The 19,381-nt window shown below is 62.1% G+C and carries 20 protein-coding genes and 1 pseudogene; 17 read left to right on the plus strand and 4 right to left on the minus strand.

Annotation, left to right across the window (positions count from 1 at the left end; all coding sequences use genetic code 11):
- Position 1: 1 nt before the first annotated feature.
- Positions 2 to 499 (minus strand): CBS domain-containing protein, encoded by a 498-nt coding sequence (locus ACS13N_RS15270; protein ID WP_438932412.1) that lies wholly within the window; start codon positions 497 to 499, stop codon positions 2 to 4.
- A gap of 293 nt (positions 500 to 792) precedes the next feature.
- On the opposite strand from ACS13N_RS15270, the gene ACS13N_RS15275 reads away from it, so the two are divergent.
- From ACS13N_RS15275 to ACS13N_RS15300, 6 genes are read left to right on the plus strand one after another with little or no spacing between them, the layout of a single operon-like run.
- A complete protein-coding gene (locus ACS13N_RS15275; protein WP_438932413.1) occupies positions 793 to 1,293 on the plus strand; it encodes a universal stress protein in 501 nt (166 codons plus the stop codon).
- A 35-nt stretch (positions 1,294 to 1,328) separates the two neighbouring features.
- Entirely contained in the window at positions 1,329 to 2,168 is an 840-nt protein-coding gene (locus ACS13N_RS15280) for a universal stress protein (RefSeq protein ID WP_438932414.1), read from the plus strand.
- Positions 2,169 to 2,195: 27 nt separating this feature from the next.
- The gene (locus ACS13N_RS15285; protein ID WP_438932415.1) at positions 2,196 to 2,849 is read left to right on the plus strand and encodes a BON domain-containing protein; all 654 of its coding nucleotides are present in this window, start codon (positions 2,196 to 2,198) and stop codon (positions 2,847 to 2,849) included.
- A gap of 46 nt (positions 2,850 to 2,895) precedes the next feature.
- The gene (locus tag ACS13N_RS15290) at positions 2,896 to 3,426 is read left to right on the plus strand and encodes a flavodoxin family protein (protein ID WP_438932416.1); all 531 of its coding nucleotides are present in this window, start codon (positions 2,896 to 2,898) and stop codon (positions 3,424 to 3,426) included.
- Between the two features lie 48 nt (positions 3,427 to 3,474).
- On the plus strand, positions 3,475 to 3,837 hold the full coding sequence (locus ACS13N_RS15295; RefSeq protein ID WP_438932417.1) for a TraR/DksA family transcriptional regulator: 363 nt from the start codon (positions 3,475 to 3,477) through the stop codon (positions 3,835 to 3,837).
- 31 nt (positions 3,838 to 3,868) lie between these two features.
- Complete coding sequence (locus ACS13N_RS15300; protein ID WP_048932078.1) at positions 3,869 to 4,516, plus strand: BON domain-containing protein; 648 nt, start codon at positions 3,869 to 3,871, stop codon at positions 4,514 to 4,516.
- Between the two features lie 56 nt (positions 4,517 to 4,572).
- Here the strand turns inward: ACS13N_RS15300 and ACS13N_RS15305 are convergent, their stop codons facing one another.
- A complete protein-coding gene (locus ACS13N_RS15305; RefSeq protein ID WP_438932418.1) occupies positions 4,573 to 5,373 on the minus strand; it encodes a helix-turn-helix domain-containing protein in 801 nt (266 codons plus the stop codon).
- A 254-nt stretch (positions 5,374 to 5,627) separates the two neighbouring features.
- Here ACS13N_RS15305 and ACS13N_RS15310 point away from each other — a divergent pair, with 254 nt between their 5' ends.
- From ACS13N_RS15310 to ACS13N_RS15320, 3 genes and pseudogenes are all read left to right on the plus strand, one after another.
- Positions 5,628 to 7,013, plus strand: coding sequence for a PAS domain-containing sensor histidine kinase (locus ACS13N_RS15310; protein WP_438932419.1), 1,386 nt, complete (start codon positions 5,628 to 5,630; stop codon positions 7,011 to 7,013).
- Positions 7,010 to 7,657, plus strand: coding sequence for a response regulator (locus tag ACS13N_RS15315; RefSeq protein WP_438932420.1), 648 nt, complete (start codon positions 7,010 to 7,012; stop codon positions 7,655 to 7,657). Before ACS13N_RS15310 ends, ACS13N_RS15315 begins: the two co-directional genes overlap by 4 nt.
- Positions 7,658 to 7,764: 107 nt before the next feature.
- Positions 7,765 to 7,941: pseudogene (locus ACS13N_RS15320) on the plus strand (ABC transporter permease); the annotation flags it as partial.
- Between the two features lie 37 nt (positions 7,942 to 7,978).
- On the opposite strand, the gene ACS13N_RS15325 reads toward ACS13N_RS15320, so the two are convergent.
- Positions 7,979 to 8,470, minus strand: a complete 492-nt coding sequence (locus tag ACS13N_RS15325; RefSeq protein ID WP_438932421.1) for a hypothetical protein — start codon at positions 8,468 to 8,470, stop codon at positions 7,979 to 7,981.
- A gap of 207 nt (positions 8,471 to 8,677) precedes the next feature.
- On the minus strand, positions 8,678 to 10,426 hold the full coding sequence (gene polX, locus ACS13N_RS15330) for a DNA polymerase/3'-5' exonuclease PolX (protein WP_438932422.1): 1,749 nt from the start codon (positions 10,424 to 10,426) through the stop codon (positions 8,678 to 8,680).
- A gap of 177 nt (positions 10,427 to 10,603) precedes the next feature.
- Here polX and ACS13N_RS15335 point away from each other — a divergent pair, with 177 nt between their 5' ends.
- The 8 genes from ACS13N_RS15335 to ACS13N_RS15370 all read left to right on the plus strand — a co-directional run bounded on the left by ACS13N_RS15335 (position 10,604) and on the right by ACS13N_RS15370 (position 19,300).
- Entirely contained in the window at positions 10,604 to 11,197 is a 594-nt protein-coding gene (locus ACS13N_RS15335; protein ID WP_438932423.1) for a rhomboid family intramembrane serine protease, read from the plus strand.
- Positions 11,198 to 11,386: 189 nt separating this feature from the next.
- Positions 11,387 to 11,809, plus strand: coding sequence for an Hsp20/alpha crystallin family protein (locus tag ACS13N_RS15340; protein ID WP_438932424.1), 423 nt, complete (start codon positions 11,387 to 11,389; stop codon positions 11,807 to 11,809).
- A 15-nt stretch (positions 11,810 to 11,824) separates the two neighbouring features.
- Complete coding sequence (locus ACS13N_RS15345) at positions 11,825 to 13,183, plus strand: MBL fold metallo-hydrolase RNA specificity domain-containing protein (protein WP_438932425.1); 1,359 nt, start codon at positions 11,825 to 11,827, stop codon at positions 13,181 to 13,183.
- Between the two features lie 2 nt (positions 13,184 to 13,185).
- Positions 13,186 to 14,148 (plus strand): ribose-phosphate pyrophosphokinase, encoded by a 963-nt coding sequence (locus ACS13N_RS15350; protein ID WP_438932426.1) that lies wholly within the window; start codon positions 13,186 to 13,188, stop codon positions 14,146 to 14,148.
- 55 nt (positions 14,149 to 14,203) lie between these two features.
- Positions 14,204 to 14,482 (plus strand): DUF1488 domain-containing protein, encoded by a 279-nt coding sequence (locus ACS13N_RS15355; protein ID WP_438932427.1) that lies wholly within the window; start codon positions 14,204 to 14,206, stop codon positions 14,480 to 14,482.
- A 20-nt stretch (positions 14,483 to 14,502) separates the two neighbouring features.
- Positions 14,503 to 16,077, plus strand: a complete 1,575-nt coding sequence (locus tag ACS13N_RS15360) for a thymidine phosphorylase family protein (RefSeq protein ID WP_438932428.1) — start codon at positions 14,503 to 14,505, stop codon at positions 16,075 to 16,077.
- 3 nt (positions 16,078 to 16,080) lie between these two features.
- Complete coding sequence (gene mgtA / locus ACS13N_RS15365) at positions 16,081 to 18,708, plus strand: magnesium-translocating P-type ATPase (protein ID WP_438932429.1); 2,628 nt, start codon at positions 16,081 to 16,083, stop codon at positions 18,706 to 18,708.
- Positions 18,709 to 18,847: 139 nt separating this feature from the next.
- Entirely contained in the window at positions 18,848 to 19,300 is a 453-nt protein-coding gene (locus tag ACS13N_RS15370) for a hypothetical protein (protein ID WP_438932430.1), read from the plus strand.
- The last annotated feature ends 81 nt before the right edge of the window (positions 19,301 to 19,381 follow it).

Consider the following 19,381-nt stretch of genomic DNA (forward strand, 5'->3'; position numbering starts at 1 on the left):
CCTACTGATGAAATGAAATCGGGTGGACGTCCGAAACGGTGATTGGAGACAGGGTTTCGGAACCATGATCGGTGCACCGGTCGCGGCCGAGAATGCCGGCCAACAGAGTCCATTCGCCGCCGATCGCGCGGATGGTGTCATCCAGAGTCAGCATGCCGATGAGCTGCTGCTGATCGTCAATCACCGCAAGGCGATGCAGGCCGTGACCGAGCATGGTGCGCAGTGCTTCGCTGATGACTGCATGCCCCTGAATGGTCAGCACGCCGCGCGTCATGACTTCGGACACGGTGGTTTGAGCGCAATTGGCCTGGCTGGCGATGCCATGCACCACCATGTCGCGGTCCGTCACGATGCCGACAACCCGCATTCCTGTTACGCCGTGCTCAGTCACGAATAACGCCCGCAGGCATTGGTCTCGCATCAGCCGAGCGGCCGTCTGCAGCGTTGCGGATACCGGAACGTGGACGATGCGGTGGGAGCAAATCTCACTGACCCTCATGCTGGACTCCGATGCGCGTACGTTTTCACTATATGAACGGGCAGAGTTCGGAAGTTGATCCCGCACAAGATGTGGTGGCCCCACGTAGACGTAGCGATTGCTGGCGGCGGTGGGCAAGGGAAAAGTCTAGCGAGTTGCACACCGACCCCTTTGAGGCAGATCAAGTGGGGTTGAGCCGCTTCGCGGGTGGGCAAACGCTGATGTAAATCAAGGGTCAATTCATCCAGTGGTCCAACATGGAATCACGTCAGCCCGTGCTTGGGCGCTCGGCCGATTCAATGTGGAGGCACATCATGTACGACCGGATTATGGTGGCAGTGGACGGCAGTCCTACTGCGGATCGCGCCCTGGGTGAGGCAATCCAGCTTGCGCTCAAGCTGGATGCCGAGCTCGTCATCGCCCACGTGATCGACAACAGCTACCTCAGGTACGACGTCGGTTACATCGACGTACGTGGCTTTACGGAGATGCTGATCGATGCAGGTAAGCAGATTGTGGCGGATGCAAAAGCCAAAGCTGAGAAAGCGGGTGTCCGTGTCAAAGGCGTGGTTGTGAACGACCCGATTGGCAGCTTTGACGTCGGTTTTGCGATTGAGCAAATGGCCAACGACGCTCAGGCCAAGCTGCTGGTACTCGGCACGCACGGTCGGCGTGGATTCCGTCGCATGCTGCTCGGTAGCGTGGCGGAGAGCGTGACCCGGCAAAGCACCCTCCCGGTGTTGCTGGTGCGGGCCGTTCCGCCTGAAACCGAGCACACCATGACGGAACCGCTTGCCAACCTCGCCATCGCCTAGTGTGCGCTGCCTTTGAAACAGAAGAGAACTCAATCATGACCTATGCCAGTGTGATGGTGCACCTGGATGCCAGCGAGCGCGCGGTGCACCGCCTCAGTCTTGCCGCGTGCTACGCGCAGGCGCACCACGCAAAGCTCATCGCTGTCTACGCAAGCTTTGCGCCAAGCCCGAACTGGTTCTACCGGATGGAAGGCGCAGCGCATTACTTGGAAGAGGACCGCAATCGGCGCGACCGTGTTCGGGACGTTGTACACGCGCGTTTTCGTGAGGCGATGCAATCCGTTCCTGTTGAGACGGAATGGCGGGCAGTCGACGGTGATCCGCTGGCTGAGGTGTTGCGTCAGGCTCGTGAAGCAGACCTGTTGGTTGTCGGCCAGGAAGACGCGAGCGACGCCGAGAGCTTTGTTGCCCCCGATTTTGTTGAAACGCTGATCCTTGAGTCAGGCCGGCCGGTACTGGTCGTGCCGTATGCAGGCCGCTTTACGAGCGTGGCGCAGAAGGTGCTAGTGGCGTGGAGCGGTGGCCGAGAGTCGGCACGTGCGCTGCACGATGCCATGCCGCTGATGTCCGGAAACACCGTACGGGTGCTGCAAATGACGGGTGACCGCCCGCAACATTGGGCGGAGGACACGACCGTTGGCCAAGTCGCCCGCGCACTGCTGGCACATGGCATTGAACCCACGGTTGAGGAAGCGCGTTGTGTGGATTCCGACGTCGCAGTTGGCGAGATGCTGCTGTCGCGCGCCGCCGATTTCAGCGCAGACCTGATCGTGATGGGGGGCTACGGGCACAGCCGTTTGCGTGAACTCGTGCTTGGTGGGGTGACGCGCACGCTGCTCAAGACGATGACCGTACCGGTCTTGCTGTCTCACTGAGTCCGGACGTTGTTCCAGGAGACCACCATGAAGAACGACATCCAGCTCAAGAGCGACGTGGAAGAAGAACTGCAATGGGATCCGGCTGTGGATGCCGACCGGTTTTCCGTTCGCGTCAAGAACGGCGTCGTCACGATTTCGGGCAGTGCCGATAGCTTTGCGGACAAGCATGCCGCAGAGGAAGCCATTCGCCGGGTAGCTGGTGTGACCGCGCTTGTTGTGCACGTGCAGGTGCGCGTGCCGCCCGATATGCGGCGCCCTGACGAGGAAATCGCTCAAGCTATCAGCGACGCCCTCCACTGGAATACCGCCGTGCCTGCCGACGCCATTCGCGTCATGGTCGAGGACGGTGCAGTGACCTTGCGGGGCGAGGTTGACCAAGATTTTCAGCGTCGTGCAGCACTGGATACCGTGCAGCGTGTGCGCGGCGTGACATCGGTTGCCAACGCATTGACCCTACGGGAAGCCGCTGGCCCGGCTGACCTGTCTGAGCGCATCGTCAAGGCGCTGCAGCGCCAGGCCGTTCTCGACGCCGCGCGGATCAATGTCGTGGTGGCGGATGGCACGGTCACGCTGTACGGGCCCCTGCGCAATCTGCATGAATGCCGTGCCGCGCGCGAGGCCGCCATGGACGCGCCAGGTGTACGTGCCGTGATCGACCACCTTTGGGTGGGCACCTGACCCACGGCGACGCATCTCCCAACCTGATCCATTCCGGACATTTGCCATGGAAAAGAACCTGATCGTTTACTACTCGCGCACCGGCACGGCACGCCAGGTGGCTGAACTGATGGCGGCGCAAAGCGGTTGGCAGCTTGCCGAGGTTTCGGATGAGTATCCGCGTGCCGGCATTCTTGGCGATCTGCGCTGCGTGATCGAAACGCTATTCCACAAGCGCGCCAAGTATCACTATGCCGGACCGCCGTTGGATGAGGTCGACCAGGTTGTTGTGCTGGCGCCAATCTGGATGGGGCATCTGGCCTCGCCGATGCGGGATTTCCTGGCGGATCAATCGCCGTTCTCAGCGAACCTGTCGGTGATTTGCGTCATGGCGTCGCGTGGGGCATTCAGCGCCATGGAAGAGATCGCGCGCATCACCTCCGCCATTCCGGCACCCGTCTTGGCACTTTGCCAGCGCGATGTGCTCAGTGGTCTTTCCCAGCAAGAGATCTCGGGTTTCATCGAGCAAGTGCAGACCGCCGGCAAGTGGGATCAATCCAAGCGCCGGCCGGCATGGCTGTCACCGACCGAGGCCTGAAACCTCTACGCAGGGATTGCGCATCAGATCGACGGCAGGAGAGTGTGCATGGACCGCTTTACCGAGGCGCAATGGGTGCGGCTCAACACATTGCTCGACGAACAAGAGGCGCGTACACAGCGTCAACTGGTAACACTGCGCGCGGCCACCAAGCCAGCCTCTCGCGAGGCACCCGTCGAGAACGCAGACCTGGCGGATCAAGAGGCTGGTGACCAGACGAACGACATCATGCTCGCTCACTACAGAAACGAGCTTGCGCAGGTTGATGCCGCACGACAACGCATGCAGGAGCAGCAGTACGGAATCTGTGTGGATTGCGGCGAGGCGATTCCCTTCTTGCGCCTGCAAGCGCAGCCAACCGCACTGCGCTGCCTGAGCTGCCAGGCATTGCGAGAGCGCAAGTGGGGCTAGCGGGCTAGCGTAAGCACAGTAGGAGTGAGGTATGAAAAGCGACTTGAGTATCAAGCAGGACGTCAATGACGAACTGCTCTGGGAGCCCGCGGTGGATGCGGCAGGCGTGGGTGTGGAAGTCGACCACGGGGTGGTGACACTCACTGGGCACGTACATAGCTATCTTGAGAAGGTTGCGGCAGAGCACGCAGCCGAACGCGTTGCGGGTGTGCGCGGCGTGGTTCAGAAGATCGAAGTGCGATTGCCCGGTACACACACGGACGCGGACGTTGCCGAGGCGGCGCGCTCAGCTCTGGAGTGGCATTCCAGCCTGCCATCCAACCGCATCGAAGTTCTGGTGGAGAACGGGTGGGTGACGCTCTCGGGCGAGCTGGATTGGCCTTACCAGTGTGAACTTGCGGCGCATGCCGTCGGTTCACTGCGTGGCGTGGCCGGGTTGATCAACCGCCTGAAGATCAAGTCGCGCGTGGTGCCGGCCAACATTACGCAGCAGATCGGGGCGGCACTCCAGCGTCATGCCGCGCGCGAAGCCAACCATATCCAGGTGTCCGTACAGGGCGGGACGGTGACGTTGAGTGGCCGCGTCGACTCCGCATCGGAACGCAAGGCGGCCACGGGGGCCGCGTGGTCTGCGCCTGGCGTGACGGAAGTCATCGACCATCTGCAGCTCGCCACTTGATGGCAGGGCAGCGCCGCCAGCATCTTCAACGGCGGCGCTTGCCTTCCATCGAGCGGCTACAGTTCACTGAGCGCCGATTTGTTGGCAATCTCAATCTGCTTGCCGCTCACCGCGATCCAGCCTTCGCGCTGGAACCGCGACAGCGCTCGGCTGACGGTTTCCAGCTGCATGCCCAGATAGCTGCCAATCTCTTCGCGCGTCATCCGCAGCGTAAAGCTGGACCCGGAATAGCCCCGGTCTTGCATGCGTGTGGACAGATTGAGTAGGAAGGTGGCGACGCGCGCCTCTGCTGTCAGCCCAGCCAGCAGCAGCATCAACCCGGATTCGCGCACGATTTCTTCCGCCATCAGTTGGTGGAGCCGACGCTGCAGCGGACGAATGTCCTGGCACAGGTCTTCAACACAGTGGAAGGGCATCGAGCAGACGGTGCTGTCTTCCAGGGCAATTGCGTCGCACGTATGACGATCGGCGGCAATGCCATCGAGACCAAGGGTTTCCCCCGCCAACTGGAAGCCCGTCACATGGTTCGTGCCATTGGGGTGAGAAACGACCGTCTTGAAGGAGCCGGAGCGGATGGCATACAGCGCATGAAAGGTGTCGCCCGCACGGAACAGCGATTCGCCTTTGCCGACCTTGCGCCAGGTATGCACCAACCGGTCCAGCTGTTCTTGTTGCGTGGAAGGTACGGCTGCGGTGATACACGCCCAATGCATCATGCAGTTGGCGCACTGGCTGCTCAGCGCCGGGCTGGCTGTTTGGCTGCTCCGTGTTGCATCGCGGACCAGCTTGAGCGGGGGCAGGGACGTGGGGCGGACAACGTCGACGGACGTCTGGGCTTGGAGAGAGCTCGGAATCATGGGGCCTCCGGAGGGCACGCACTGTATTTAGGTCCCGCGCCTGGTTGGGCGGAGCGGGATCGGCCACCGCATGCAGCCACAGTTCGGTGTCCGTATGCTCAGTATCGAAGGTGCGGCGTTTGCGCGAAATCAGGCGGCGCTGAGATGTGCGTCGGCATACGCTGCGATGCTGTCAGGGATCCCTGACAAGGACGGCGAGCTCTTCTGAGGCGCATCCATCACACGGCTAGTATCTGCCGCCATCTGAATGCGCTATGTTGTGTGCATCCCGGCCTTTTTTGGTGGCATCTGTGGTGGAGCAAGACAGCCATTCCTCAAAGAGGGCGTCGCGCAGGCGCCTGTTTCTATCGCGTTCCACACCGGCCGAACTGGTGGCGGGCGGGTTGGCCATTCTGCTGCTGGCTGCGTCAGTCGCCTGGCTTGCCATGGCACTTCAGGCCCGGGATGCGCCGTTCGTATTGTTAGCCCTGGCAAGCATTGCGGTCGTCCTGGCGCTCGTCTTCTATTGGTTACGACTCCGCATGCTGCGGGCAGCGGTGGCCAAGGATCTGACCGATCTGGAGAAGAGCGAGGCCCGGTTGGCGGGCATCATCCGCTCCTCCATGGAAGCCATCATTTCCGTGGATGATGCCCAGCGCATCGTTCTGTTCAATCCCATGGCGGAAACCCTGTTCGGATGCCCGGCCAAGCATGCCATCGGCCGTCCGCTGTCCGATTTCATGCCGGAACGGTTTCGCGGTGCACATGAGGCACACGTGCGGCGTTTTGGCGTGACGGGCGTATCAGAGCGCCAGATGGGCAAGCAGCGTCCGCTGTTCGCGCTGCATGCCGACGGCCGGGAATTCCCGATCGAGGCGTCGATCTCGCAGATCGAGGTGAATGGCGGCAAGCTCTTTACCGTGATGCTGCGCGACACCACGGAGCGCATGCGGGCAGAAGCTGCGCTGCGGCGCTCGCAAGAGGAGTTGCAGCATCTATCGGACAGCATTCTGGCTTCGCGGGAGGAAGAACGGCATCGCATCGCCCGGGAGCTGCACGATGACCTTGGGCAGCGCCTGAGCGCGCTCAAGATGGACATCTCACTGCTGGCGACGGATTTGCAGGCCGGGGAAAATGACAGGGCGCTCATCTCTCAGACAGAGGCCATGCAACGCGTGATTGACGAGACCATTGCGGCGGTGCGGCAGATTTCTGCAGATCTTCGTCCGCCGTTGCTCGATGAACTCGGGCTGGTGCCAGCCATCGAGTGGATCGGCAAGAACTTCCGTCAGCGCTTTGGGCTGATCGTCAACGTACACGCTCAGGAGACGCCGCTGCAGGAGCGTGCGGCAATCTCGGTGTTCCGGATTGTGCAGGAGGCGCTCAACAACGTGGTGCGCCATGCCGACGCGACCCGCGTCGATATCGAGTTTGTGCAGCAAGGCAGCATGCTTGAACTGTCGATTCAGGACAACGGCCGTGGCTGGAGCGGGGTGCCGCCCGCAGCGGGTGAGCGCAAGCCGCTGGGGCTGTTGGGCATTCGCGAGCGCGCGCGTCTGCTGGGCGGTCAGGCCTCCATCACGCATACGCCAAACAACGGATTTCGGGTGAGCGTGCGCTTTCCTGCTGCCCACGAAGTGACCGAGGAGACCGGACCATGATCCGCGTGATGATTGCCGACGATCACGCTGTCATGCGCGACGGCGTACGCCATATCCTGGAGCGGGCTGGAGATTTCGAAGTCGCCTGCGAAGCGTCCGACGGCACCCAGGTGCTGCAGCTCGTGCGCGAGCACCAGCCGCAGGTGATCGTGCTTGACCTATCGATGCCGGGGCGCAGTGGGCTGGAGCTGTTGCGCCAGTTGCATGACGATCACCCGACCGTACGTGTGCTGGTGCTGACCATGCACGCAGAGGAGCAGTACGTCGCACGGGCTTTCCGCGCCGGGGCAGCAGCCTATCTGACCAAGGAAAGCGCCGCAACCGAACTGGTGACGGCGCTGCAAAAGGTGGCGCGCGGCGGCACCTATGTCAGCCCGCCCATGGCCGAAAAACTGGCACATAGCCTGGGGGAGTCCAACGAAGAGGCCGCGCACACCCGCCTGTCCGACCGGGAGATGGAGGTCTACCGCCGGCTGGTACGCGGGGAACCGCTGACGGAGATTGCTACCAGCCTGTGCGTGAGCGCCAAGACCATCAGCACCTACAAGATGCGCTTGATGGACAAGCTGCAGGTGTCCAGCGAGGCCGCGCTGGTGCGCTATGCGATACGCCATCGCTTGTTCCCGGACGACGACACCCTGTAGCGCATCCACACGCAAGACGTGCGCCGCCTTTGCGGCACATCAAAGGCCGGCGCGTGACTCGCTACAAGGCCTGACACGCCCGCCGTGCATGACCGCGGAGGGCACATGTGCCAGCCACTCTCAAACTCGCCTACAAGCGCTGGGTCAACGACAAGGCCAAGCTGAGCGGCTTGCTGGTGGGCATCACCTTTGCGGTGTTTGTGATGATCGAGATGACCTCGCTATTTGCCAGGGTGCTGAACCGGTCTTCCTCTGCCGTGTACAACAATGGCGCGCGCATGTGGTTCAGGACCGGGCCGTTCGGCTTGGTTTTGCACTGAGCTAGGCAGCGCGCACACGTGGCGTTTTCGCCGCCGGTTGTGGTTGATTGGCTTCCTGTGCCGCAGCGTTGCGCTCGGCAGCCACGCTGAAACTGTTGAAGAAGGATCGCAGCGAATCGGCGGATGCCGTGAATAGCTGTGCGCTTGCAGTCTGGGCTTCAGGGCTCTGCATCTGGCCATTCCAACTCGTCAGCTGGCGAAGATAGGCTGCTTGCAGGCTGTTGATGAAATCGATCCATGATCGCAGAGCGGTAGCGCTATGCGTCGACTGCATCTTGGCAAACGTGCTCTGCAGGACTGCCAACGATGCCAAGTCACCTGCACTGCCAAGTTCGTGCTCCATCTCGCGCATATCTTCCAACGCGGCTTCCGCAATCTTGAGACGCATGCGAGCAAACTCAATCTGCGCTTCGAGAAGGAATTCCGCGGCTTGTCCGGCACTACGCAATGTCGCGGATGCCAGATTGCCAGTCATATCCAGTGGTTGTTGCATTGCTGTCTCCGTGTGCAGCTTTTTGGAAGGAAGCGGCCCCTGTGGGATCCGTGCTCAAACGAAGGGTAGACGCTGCAACAGTTTCTGGATTGACGTCGCGCAAACGTGTCGCTCTTGTGCGGTGTCTTGGGCGGTTGGTCATCCTCCGGCCATGCATGCGCGTATTTCATGCACCAATACGAGAGCCAGCCCAGGTGTGAGTGACGCTCACATGGTTCGCCGTAACATGGGAAGCAGTGCCTCGAGCGAGCGCGTATTGAGCACGTCTGCTGCCCCGAGCCACGCTCGCCGTGCTTGTGTGATACCAAAGGACAGGTTGGCCAGGTCCGCCGGGCCGTGCGCATCTGAAGCGATACTCACGAGTACGCCGTCGGCTTTTGCCAGCCGGCATCCATGATCAGCCAGGTCAAGTCGCGCCGGTTGCGCGTTGGCCTCCACGTAGCAGCCGCGCTGCGCAATTGCCTTCAGGACGCGCTGCAGGTCCAAATTACAGGCGCTGCGCTCGCCAATCAACCGCCCCAGCGGGTGCGCCAGGATGGTGAAATGCGGATGGTCGATCGCGCGGAGGAGACGGGCGGTCTGCTTCTGCGCCGGCAGACTGAAGTGGCTGTGGACGGCGCCGACGACAAGATCCAGATGCTTCAAGACAGCGTCGGGCAGATCCAACGAGCCGTCTTCCAGAATGTCGACTTCGACACCCTTGAGCAGCACAGGCCACCCAGCGTGCTCGGCATTGAATCGGTCAATTGCATCGGCCTGTGCGGCCAGTCGTTCAGCGGTCAAGCCATGCGTGACAGCGAGCCGCGGTGATTGATCGGTAATCGCTAGGTATTGAAGGCCACGCGAGCGAGCCTGCGTGGCCATCGCTTCCAGGCTTGCTGTGCCATCGCTGGCAGACGTGTGGACGTGAAGGTCCCCCTTGATGTCGCGCTCCTCCAAGAGCGAGGGCAAGTGCCCCTGGTGTGCGGCCTCGATCTCGCCTTGGTCTTCGCGCAGCTCCGGGCAGATCCACGGCAGACCAATGGCACGATAGACCGATGCTTCGGTTTTGCCGGCCACGCGCGCTTTCTCTCGGAACACACCGTACTCGTTGATCTTCAGGCCTTGCGCCTGCGCGAGTTTGCGCAGCTTGATGTTGTGCGATTTCGAACCCGTGAAATACACCAGCGCGGCCCCAAAGGCGTCGGGCCGTACCACCCGCAAGTCGATCTGCATGCCGTTCTTCAATACGACGCTTGCGCGGGTTGTTCCGGCTGAAATCTGGCGAGCCACTTCTTGGTAGCGTACAAAGGACGCAATGACCTGTGAAGCGTGCTGGGTCGTTGCCAGGAGGTCTAGATCGCCAACGGTATCGAGACCCCTTCGATAGCTGCCCGCGACCACAAGTTGCGCTACCGTGCCGCTTGCCAGCAGGTAGCGCGTCAGCGCTTCCGCACATGGCTTGGCGACGACCAGCCCGTAACGGCGATGGCGTTCCAGGCGCGCGTTGACGGCTTCCAGCAAGCGCAGTTCGCTTTGGGGGCCAAAGCCATGAAGCTCGCGAATCTGATGTGCCGTCGCCGCTCTGGCCAGCTCATCCAAGGTGCCGATCCCCAGTTCATGCTGAAGGATGCGAGCACGCTTGGGGCCGAGCCCCGGCAACTCGAGGAGCTGAACCAGGGATGGCGAAACCTCTGCGCGCACGCGGGTGAGCATGGCGCACGTTCCTGTTTCAACAATCTCACGCATCTTTGCGGCGAGGTCTGTACCGATGCTCGGCAGTTCAGTCAGGTCTGCACCACGTGCCAGCATGGCGTCGATACCCTCCGTCAAGCCTTCGACGACACGTGCGGCGTTGCGATAGGCGCGCACCCGGAATGGGTTGGCCTCTTCAACCTCAAGAAGATCGGCAATCTCATTGAAGACCGTGGCGATCGTCTGGTTGACCGGATGCTGAGCTGCAAGCGCTTTCGGCATGAGAGAACCTCAACTTTGTGCTCTGGGTTGCCTGGTATCCGTGCGTGGCGACTGAGCTTGGCGGCTGCGCCGTGCGCAAGTACCTCATGGTTTCATGTGTGGCCAGCGCCGAGTTGCGCCAGATCAACCCCGCCAATGCTGGCATCCGTATCGTGAGTACAGATCAAAGGGGTTCGCATGGTTCAGTTGCTCATCCTTGCCAATGTGGTCGTGTTTGTCGCCGAGCTCTTTGCCGGAGACGTACTGATACGAGCTTTCGCACTATGGCCGGTGGCCACATCGATGGGCGATGTACACGGCGTGTTCATGCCATGGCAACCACTGACCTACGCATTCCTGCATGCGAACGGCGCACATCTGGCACTCAACATGCTCGGCCTCTATATGTTTGGACGCGATGTTGAGCGGACACTGGGTGCACCACGTTCCTGGCTGCTCTATGTGTCCAGCATTTTGAGTGCCGCATTCGCTCAAATCATGTGCACCTTCTTTGGAATCGTGCCTGCCGGCCCGGTGATTGGTGCTTCTGGCGGCGTATTTGGCTTGCTTCTGGCGTACTGCATTCTGTTTCCGAATCGAACGGTCATTCCGCTGATCCCGCCCATTCCGATGCCAGCATGGTTGTTGGCAACGCTGTACGCGATTGTCGAATTGGTACTTGGCGTGAGTCGAACACAAGGCAATGTCGCGCACTTCGCACATCTTGGTGGCATGGCCGGCAGCGGGTTGCTGCTATGGCGCTGGTTGCGTACGACGGCACGGAAGACTTAGCGGCGCTTAGTCACGGTTTGTCGAAACCACCGCAATGGCAGCCGCTGGCCATGCGAGGTGCGCTCGATGAGGTACACGCTGGTGGCAAGACGCTTGGCAGTTGATCTGCCGCAAAACGCACCAGACCCGCCGTGTCACGATGAATGCGTCGGCCCCGCGCGTGATGGGGCCATTCATCAGGAGGCTGTCATGAGCCAACTCAGGCGTTACGACCCATTCGCCATCGAACCGGTAGGCGACATCTTTCAAGGGCTTCTGCGTTCGTTTCGCGGTGGCGTGGACGGCGCACTGCCGTTCAAAGTCGACGTGACGGAATCCGACACCGCGTACAACGTCGTTGCGGAAATCCCGGGCGCGAAGAAGGAAGACATTGACGTGACCGTCGACCGCGGCACGGTGATGCTCTCGGCCAAGGTGGAGCGCCAGTCCGAGAAGAAGGAAGGCGAGCGCGTCATCCGCAGCGAGCGTTACAGCGGATCGATGCAACGCATGTTCACGCTGGATGCCGTCATCGACGAAGGCAAGGTGGAAGCCACCTACGAGAACGGGCTGTTGCGCGTGACGTTGCCCAAGAAGGAGGCTTCTCCGCAGCAACGCATCACGATTCGTTAAGCGCGGGAGCGGCGCATGCGATTGCAGTTTCTCGGGGCCACCGAAACGGTGACCGGCTCGAAGTACGTGCTGGAGGCAGGCGGGCATCGCGTCATGGTCGATTGCGGGCTGTTCCAGGGCTACAAGTCCTTGCGACTGCGGAACTGGGACGCGCTCGCTGTCAATCCGCACCACATCGACGCCGTCGTCCTCACGCATGCCCATATCGACCACAGCGGCTACCTGCCGCTGCTGGTCCGCAACGGGTTTCGCGGCCCCGTCTACTGCACGAAGGGCACGGCCGAGCTGTGCAACATCCTGCTGCCCGATAGCGCACGGCTTGCCGTTGAAGATGCCCAGTACGCCAATGCGCAGGGCTTCTCACGCCACCATCCCGCCTTGCCGCTCTACGACGAGCACGACGCTGCCAAAGCGTTGCGCAGGCTGCATCCGGTGAACTATGGGGAACGCTTTTCTGTGGCCGATGGGGTTGAGGCCGAGTTTCACCGTGCCGGACACATCATCGGTGCCTCCACCGTGACGCTGCTGGCGGAAGGCCGGCGCATCGTGTTCTCGGGCGACTTGGGGCGGCAGACCGATCCGGTGATGCGTCCGCCGGAGGCGGTGGCAGAGGCCGACACCCTGCTGGTGGAATCCACCTACGGGGATCGGCTGCATCCATCCGGCGATCCGCTCGACGAACTCGAACGCATCGTACACAGGACCATGGAGCAGGGCGGTACGCTGCTGATTCCAGCATTTGCGGTCGGTCGCACGCAGGCGCTGCTGTATTGCCTCTACAAGCTGATCCAGGCGCATCGGATTCCGCACGTACCGATCTATCTTGACAGCCCGATGGCCGAGCGGGCTACCGAGGTGTTTGCCCGTCACGTTGACGAGCTGCATATCGATGCCGTGGATTGCCAGGCGGCCTGTGCGCTGGCGATTCCAGTGCAAAGCCCGCAGCAGTCGATGCATCTGTCGAACGACCGCGCGCCGAAGATCATCCTCGCCGCCAGCGGCATGGCCACGGGCGGCCGCGTCTTGCATCACCTCAAGAGCTTCGGCGGCGGCAAGCGCAATGCCATTCTGATGTCAGGGTTCCAGGCTGCCGGCACGCGTGGGGCGGCGCTGCTGGCCGGGCAGCGGCAGTTGCGCGTGCATGGCCGCGATGTTGCCATCCGTGCGACGGTTGAGCAGATCGCCAATCTTTCTGCCCACGCCGATGCCAACGAGCTGATGTCCTGGCTGCGTGGATTCTCGCGCGCGCCGCAGCAGACGTTCATCGTCCATGGCGAGCCGGCCGCCAGTGACGCCTTGCGTCAGCGGATCGAACGCGAACTGCAATGGCCTGTGTGCATGCCGGAGTACCGGCAGTCCTATGCGCTGAGTTGATCATGGAACCGCTCACGTCACTTCGTACGTTCTCGGGCAAGCCGCAAAGGCGGGTCGTACTGGCTTTGCCAGGCAATCAGGCCGCCGCTGCCCGGCTGGCCGTGCCTCTGGCTGCCGAAATCGGACACGCCGCACTGAAACGCTTTCCCGATGGTGAATTCCACGTGAGGCTGCAAACGCCCGTGAGCGATGCGGAAGTGGTCATCGTCTGCACGTTGGACAGGCCGGACGACAAGGTCATGGCACTGCTGTGGCTTGCCATTGCCGCCCACCAGGGTGGGGCGAGTCGTGTTGGACTGGTCGCACCGTATTTGGCCTACATGCGGCAAGACGCCATCTTCCAGCCGGGGGAGATCTGCGCGGCACGGCATTTTGCCGAGCTGCTGACGCGCTATTTCGACTGGCTGGTCGCCGTCGACCCTCACCTGCACCGCATTCCGAACCTGTCGGACATCTATGGCGTACCCGCTACCGCCGTGCAGGCGGCACCCGCCGTGGCCGCGTGGGTGCAGAGCCACGTCACCAATCCACTGCTGGTTGGGCCGGACGAGGAAAGCCGCCAATGGGTCGAACACGTGGCCAACCTCTGCGGCGCGCCCTGGACTGTTCTGAGCAAGACGCGCCACAGCGCCTGGAGCGTGGAGGTGTCGGCAGTCCGATCCGATTTGCGGGCGGAGCGCACGCCTGTATTGGTCGACGACATCATCTCCACGGGCCGCACCATGATTGCAGCGGCCAACCAGTTACGCAGGGCAGGGCTACCGCGCCCCGTATGCGTAGCAGTGCACGCCGTGTTTTCCGCCGATGCCTACAGCGAGCTGAGTGCCGTGGCCGCAGACGTGGTCACCTGCGACACCATTGCCCACCCCACGAACCGCATTGAGCTGACGGAACCCATCGTCGTGGCGATTTCGAGCATGTTTGATCTACCTCTGCCCACCGCTACGCGGCGCCTTGTGCGGTAAGGGCGAGGTTCCTACGCTGACAAAGGCAAGACCCCAACCCTGTGTGAGATGCACCATGAAACAGATCGAATTCCAGGCTTGCGAGCCAACCTACTGCGCGACGGGCCCAACGTTGCTGTGCGGCGCCTCGGTGGATGGCAATAGTGCCTCCTATGCCATTACCGCAGAAGCACTCGAAGACCACTTTGGCGCCCGGTCGTGCCGCTCGGAAGATCTTGTGCAGGCTTTCTCCGGCCACCGCAACGATATCGAGGCCGTAGCACGGGCCATGTTTGAGATGACTGGGTCCAAGCAGATCACCCTGCATAGCGGCCACTTCCGCTTTCGCCTCTAAGCCGATCGGGAGCCGTCGCCATGCTTGCTCCGCCCGAGGTAGCGGTACTGCCAGACCGGCTGACCTTCAAGCCCCTGGGCATCGACACCTGGCAGGAGCACGTCATCTATATGCATCCGGACTGTGCGATCTGCCGGTCGGAAGGGTTCACCGCGCAGGCCCGGGTGGAGGTACGGATTGGTCAGCGGTCCTTGATTGCCACGCTCAATATGGTCGGTTCAGGCCTGCTGGAGACGTGCGAGGTCAGCCTGTCCGTCAGTGCCGTCGAGTCGCTGATGGCGAGACCTGGTGATGTGGTGACGGTCAGCCATGCCCCCGCGCTGGAGTCGTTGCGCGCGGTGCGCGCCAAGATCTATGGAGCGCATCTGGATACGCACCAACTGACGAGCGTCGTGAGCGATATCGCCAAGGAGCGCTATGCCGATGTCCACATCGCAGCATTCCTAAGCGCTTGCGGCGGCGAGCGCATGAGCATCAAAGAGACCATCGACCTGACGCAGGCCATGGTGGATACGGGTGAACGTCTGAAATGGGACCGCGCCATCGTGGCGGACAAGCATTGCGTGGGCGGCCTGCCCGGCAATCGCACCAGCCCGATCGTGGTGGCCATAGCGGCGGCGGCGGGTCTGCTGCTGCCCAAGACGTCTTCACGCGCGATCACCTCACCTGCCGGCACTGCCGACACGATGGAAACACTCACCCGCGTAGCATTGAGCGCCACGGAACTGCGGCGCGTCGTTGATCGGGTGGGGGCTTCATTGGCGTGGGGAGGTGCGCTGAGCCTGAGCCCCGCAGACGATGTGCTGATCCGCGTGGAGCGGGCGCTGGATGTCGACAGCGATGCCCAACTGGTGGCCTCCATCCTGTCGAAGAAGATCGCCGCTGGGTCGACCCACGTGTTGATCGACGTGCCGGTGGGGCCAACGGCCAAAGTGCGCCGCCTGCAGGATCTGGAGCGTTTGCGCATGCTGCTCGAACGCGTAGCGCGAGCGTTTGGTGTGCACGTCATGATCGTGCGTACCGACGGCGCTCAACCCGTTGGCCGAGGCATTGGCCCGGCGCTTGAAGCGCGAGACGTTCTGGGCGTGCTGCAGCGCTCGCCAACGGCACCGTTTGATTTGCGGGAACGGTCGTTGCTGCTGGCTGCGGCGCTGCTGGAGTTCTGCGAGGCGACAGAGCAGGGCGCGGGACTTCAACTGGCGACGCGCTTGCTTGACAGTGGCGCTGCGTGGCGCAAGTTCGAGGAGATCTGTGAAGCGCAAGGCGGGTTGCGTGTACCGGGCGAAGCGATCTTCCGTCGCGATGTTGTTGCTGAGCAGGATGGCATCGTGACCGAGATCGACAACCGGCATCTCGCCCGTATCGCCAAACTTGCCGGGGCACCGGTGCGCCAAGTGGCCGGCGTGGAAATGCACGCGAGGTTGCATGATCAGGTTCAGGCGGGGCAGCCGCTCTTTACCATTCACGCCCAGGCTTCGGGCGAGCTGGAGTATTCCTCAGCCTATGCGCGGATGCACTCGGCGGTATCTCTGGCCCCAATCGAGCATGCCGGCGTGTGCTCGCCTGTGGTACCTGCTTGTCAGCAAGGGCAGTGAACGATGCGCGGGCGGCCATCCTGGAGGGCAATCCCAAAGGTGATGCAACCGCATTCCAGCCGCACGAGCCCATCGGCATGGGCGGCGATGCAGCCGCAGGACGTGCTCGACAGCCTGGAGACACGACCGCAAGGCTTGACGCAGCAGGAGGCCACCGCGCGCCTTCGCGCGTACGGCCTGAACCGCGTGGCCAACGGGCACCATGCATCCGTGCTCGCCGAGCTGGCAAATCGCTCACTCAATCCGCTCAACGTACTGCTGATCTCCCTGGCGGGCATCTCGGCCGCGCTTGGGGACATTCGGGCGGCAGTCCTGATTGCGGTGATGGTGGTGCTGAGCCTGACGCTGGGGTTTCTGCAGGAGCATCGCTCCAACCGGGCCGCAGAGGCGTTGCGGCGCATGGTTCACACCACCGCGGCTGCACACCGCTTGGGCGACGATGGCACCCCGTGCAACGCAGAGATTCCCATCGAACAGTTGGTACCGGGTGACATCGTGCAACTCGCCGCTGGCGACATGGTGCCGGCGGACCTGCGGTTGCTCAGTGCGAAGGACTTGTTCGTCAATCAGTCAGCCCTGACCGGCGAAGCCATGCCGCAAGAGCGGCACGCCGAGCAGTATGGCGGGATAGTCGACGCAGACTTCGACCTGCCCAACCTGTGCTTCATGGGCAGCGCGATCGTCAGCGGATTCGGTACAGGAGTGGTGCTGGCGACCGGCCAGCAGACCGCCTTCGGACGCGTGGCAGACCTGATTGCCGCACAGCGCGTGCAGACCAGCTTCGATCGTGGCATCACGCGCTTTACCTGGCTCATGCTGACGTTGATCCTGGTGATGGCACCCACCGTCTTCCTCATCAACGGGTTGACCAAGGGCAACTGGTTTGAGGCACTCCTGTTTGCCGTGGCGGTTGCGGTGGGCCTGACGCCCGAGATGCTGCCGATGATTGTGACGGTGAACCTTGCCAAGGGCGCGATCGCCATGTCGCGCAAGAAGGTCATCGTCAAGCGGCTCAACGCCATCCAGAACTTTGGCGCCATGGATGTCTTGTGTACCGACAAGACGGGCACGCTTACCCAAGACCGCATCATTCTCAAGCACCACCTGGACTTGCGTGGCGAGGAGTCCGATCAGGTCTTGGAGTATGCATTCCTGAATAGCTTCTATCAGTCTGGCCTGAAGAACCTGCTGGATATCTCGGTGCTCAAGCACGTTGAACTGGAGCAGCGGCTGGACGTTCACGCGCGTTTTCGCAAGATTGATGAACTGCCGTTCGACTTCGAGCGGCGACGCATGTCGGTGGTCCTGGAGCGGGGCGATGGCAGCCACGTCCTGATCTGCAAGGGCGCGGTGGAAGAGGTGTTGGGCGCCAGCTCGCGCTACGCCAATGGCGAAGAGGTCGGCCCTTTGGAGTCAGGGCATCTGGAACACGCCAAGCGCATGGCGGAGGACCTGAATGGCGATGGTTTCCGTGCTGTGGCGGTGGCATACAAGGAGCTACCGCAGCAGCAGTCCCAATACGCCGTGGCGGATGAGTCGGACCTGATATTGCTTGGCTACATCGCGTTTCTCGACCCGCCGCGGGAGACCGCCGCTGAAGCCATCTCCGCGCTCAAGGCCAGCGGCGTGGCCGTCAAGATCCTGACGGGTGACAACGCCATCGTTGCGCGCAAGATCTGTCGGGAGGTCGGTCTGGACGTCGATCCGGTTGTGCTGGGTACGGAGCTGTCCACCATGTCGCCGGATCAGATGGCCGAGACGGCGGAGCGTGCCTCGGTGTTTGCCAAGGTGTCGCCCGCGCAGAAGGCGGCGATTGTCGAGGCACTGCATCGCAAGGGGCACGTTGTCGGCTTCATGGGGGACGGCATCAACGACGGGCCTGCACTCAAGGCGGCCGACGTCGGTATCTCGGTGGACAGCGCCGTCGACATCGCCAAGGAATCCGCCGACATCATCCTGTTGGAGAAGAGTCTGGCCGTGCTGGGCGAGGGCGTGACGGAAGGGCGCAAGGTCTTCGGCAACATCGTCAAGTACATCAAGATGGGTGCCAGCTCGAACTTCGGCAACGTGTTCAGTGTGCTGGGCGCCAGCCTGTTTCTGCCGTTCCTGCCGATGGCGCCGGTCCAGGTGCTGCTCAACAACCTGCTGTACGACTTCTCGCAAACCGCCATCCCGACGGACAACGTGGATGAGGAGTACCTTGTCCGGCCGCGTCGGTGGGAGATCGGCCACATCCTGAAGTTCATGCTGTACATCGGGCCCGTCAGTTCGGTATTCGACTTTGCGACGTACGCCCTGATGCTGTGGGTGTTTCATGCATGGGGCAATCCGCAACTCTTCCAGTCGGGGTGGTTTGTCGAGTCATTGCTGACCCAGACGCTCATCATCCACATCATCCGAACCGCCAAGGTGCCCTTCGTGGAAAGCCGGGCAAGTACGGCGTTGATCGCAACCAGCGTCGCCATTGCTTGCGCCGGGGTTGCCATGCCACTGACGCCGTTGGGCACGCTGTTCGGCTTCGTGCCGTTGCCGCTGGCCTACTGGCCCTGCCTGGTGGCGATTGTTGTCGTCTATGCCTTGCTCACCCATCTGATGAAGACCTGGTACGTGCGCCGGTACGGGCTCGACTAAGCCGGTCGGCAGCGTAGGCGCCATGTATTGAGCGCGCGAGTACAGCCTTTTGACTATCGTCAGCCGCGCCGTGGATTTGGCGTCGTAGCATGAGTCAAGAAAAGAAGGGGCGGGAATACGCCCCGGGAAGGGGGAAACCATGCTGGAAAAACAGCCCGATGAAGTCGTTGCGGCCACGCTTTGGGAGCTTGAGGCAACGGTGGCAGCGACCTTGCCATGGAGCGCGCTGATTCGCGCGACGCGCTCGGATTGCGGAGGCTACAACGTTGAAGCCAAATGGCCCTGGCTGGGGACACATGGCAATTCGATGTTGTGCGCGCTGGCGATCCATTTTCCTGCCGCCGAGTCCCGTGTCTACTGCGCTCTGGGCCACCCGGGGCGGGAAGAGGTGCGCCAACGCATTGGCGAGTGGCTCAGTGCTGAGCTTGAGTCGCAGTTCGCTGAACTGACAGCGGATATCGGCTTCAGCATCAACCGCACGGTGCCGACAGCGCTGTTCTTTGACGACGTGGACTCGATTCGCGTCACCGCGCAAGACAAACGGCACGACTTTGCACTGTATCGGGGCGCGCCGCCGCCACAGCCGGTGTGATGCCCGCTGTGATGCCTTTCCACGGCCGCGTGTCATTGCTGTGAAGGGCGTCTAGAGTCGGCACTCTTGTCTCGGTTTGAG

It is taken from the genome of Ralstonia sp. 24A2, from assembly GCF_051783885.1.
Lineage (GTDB): Bacteria > Pseudomonadota > Gammaproteobacteria > Burkholderiales > Burkholderiaceae > Ralstonia.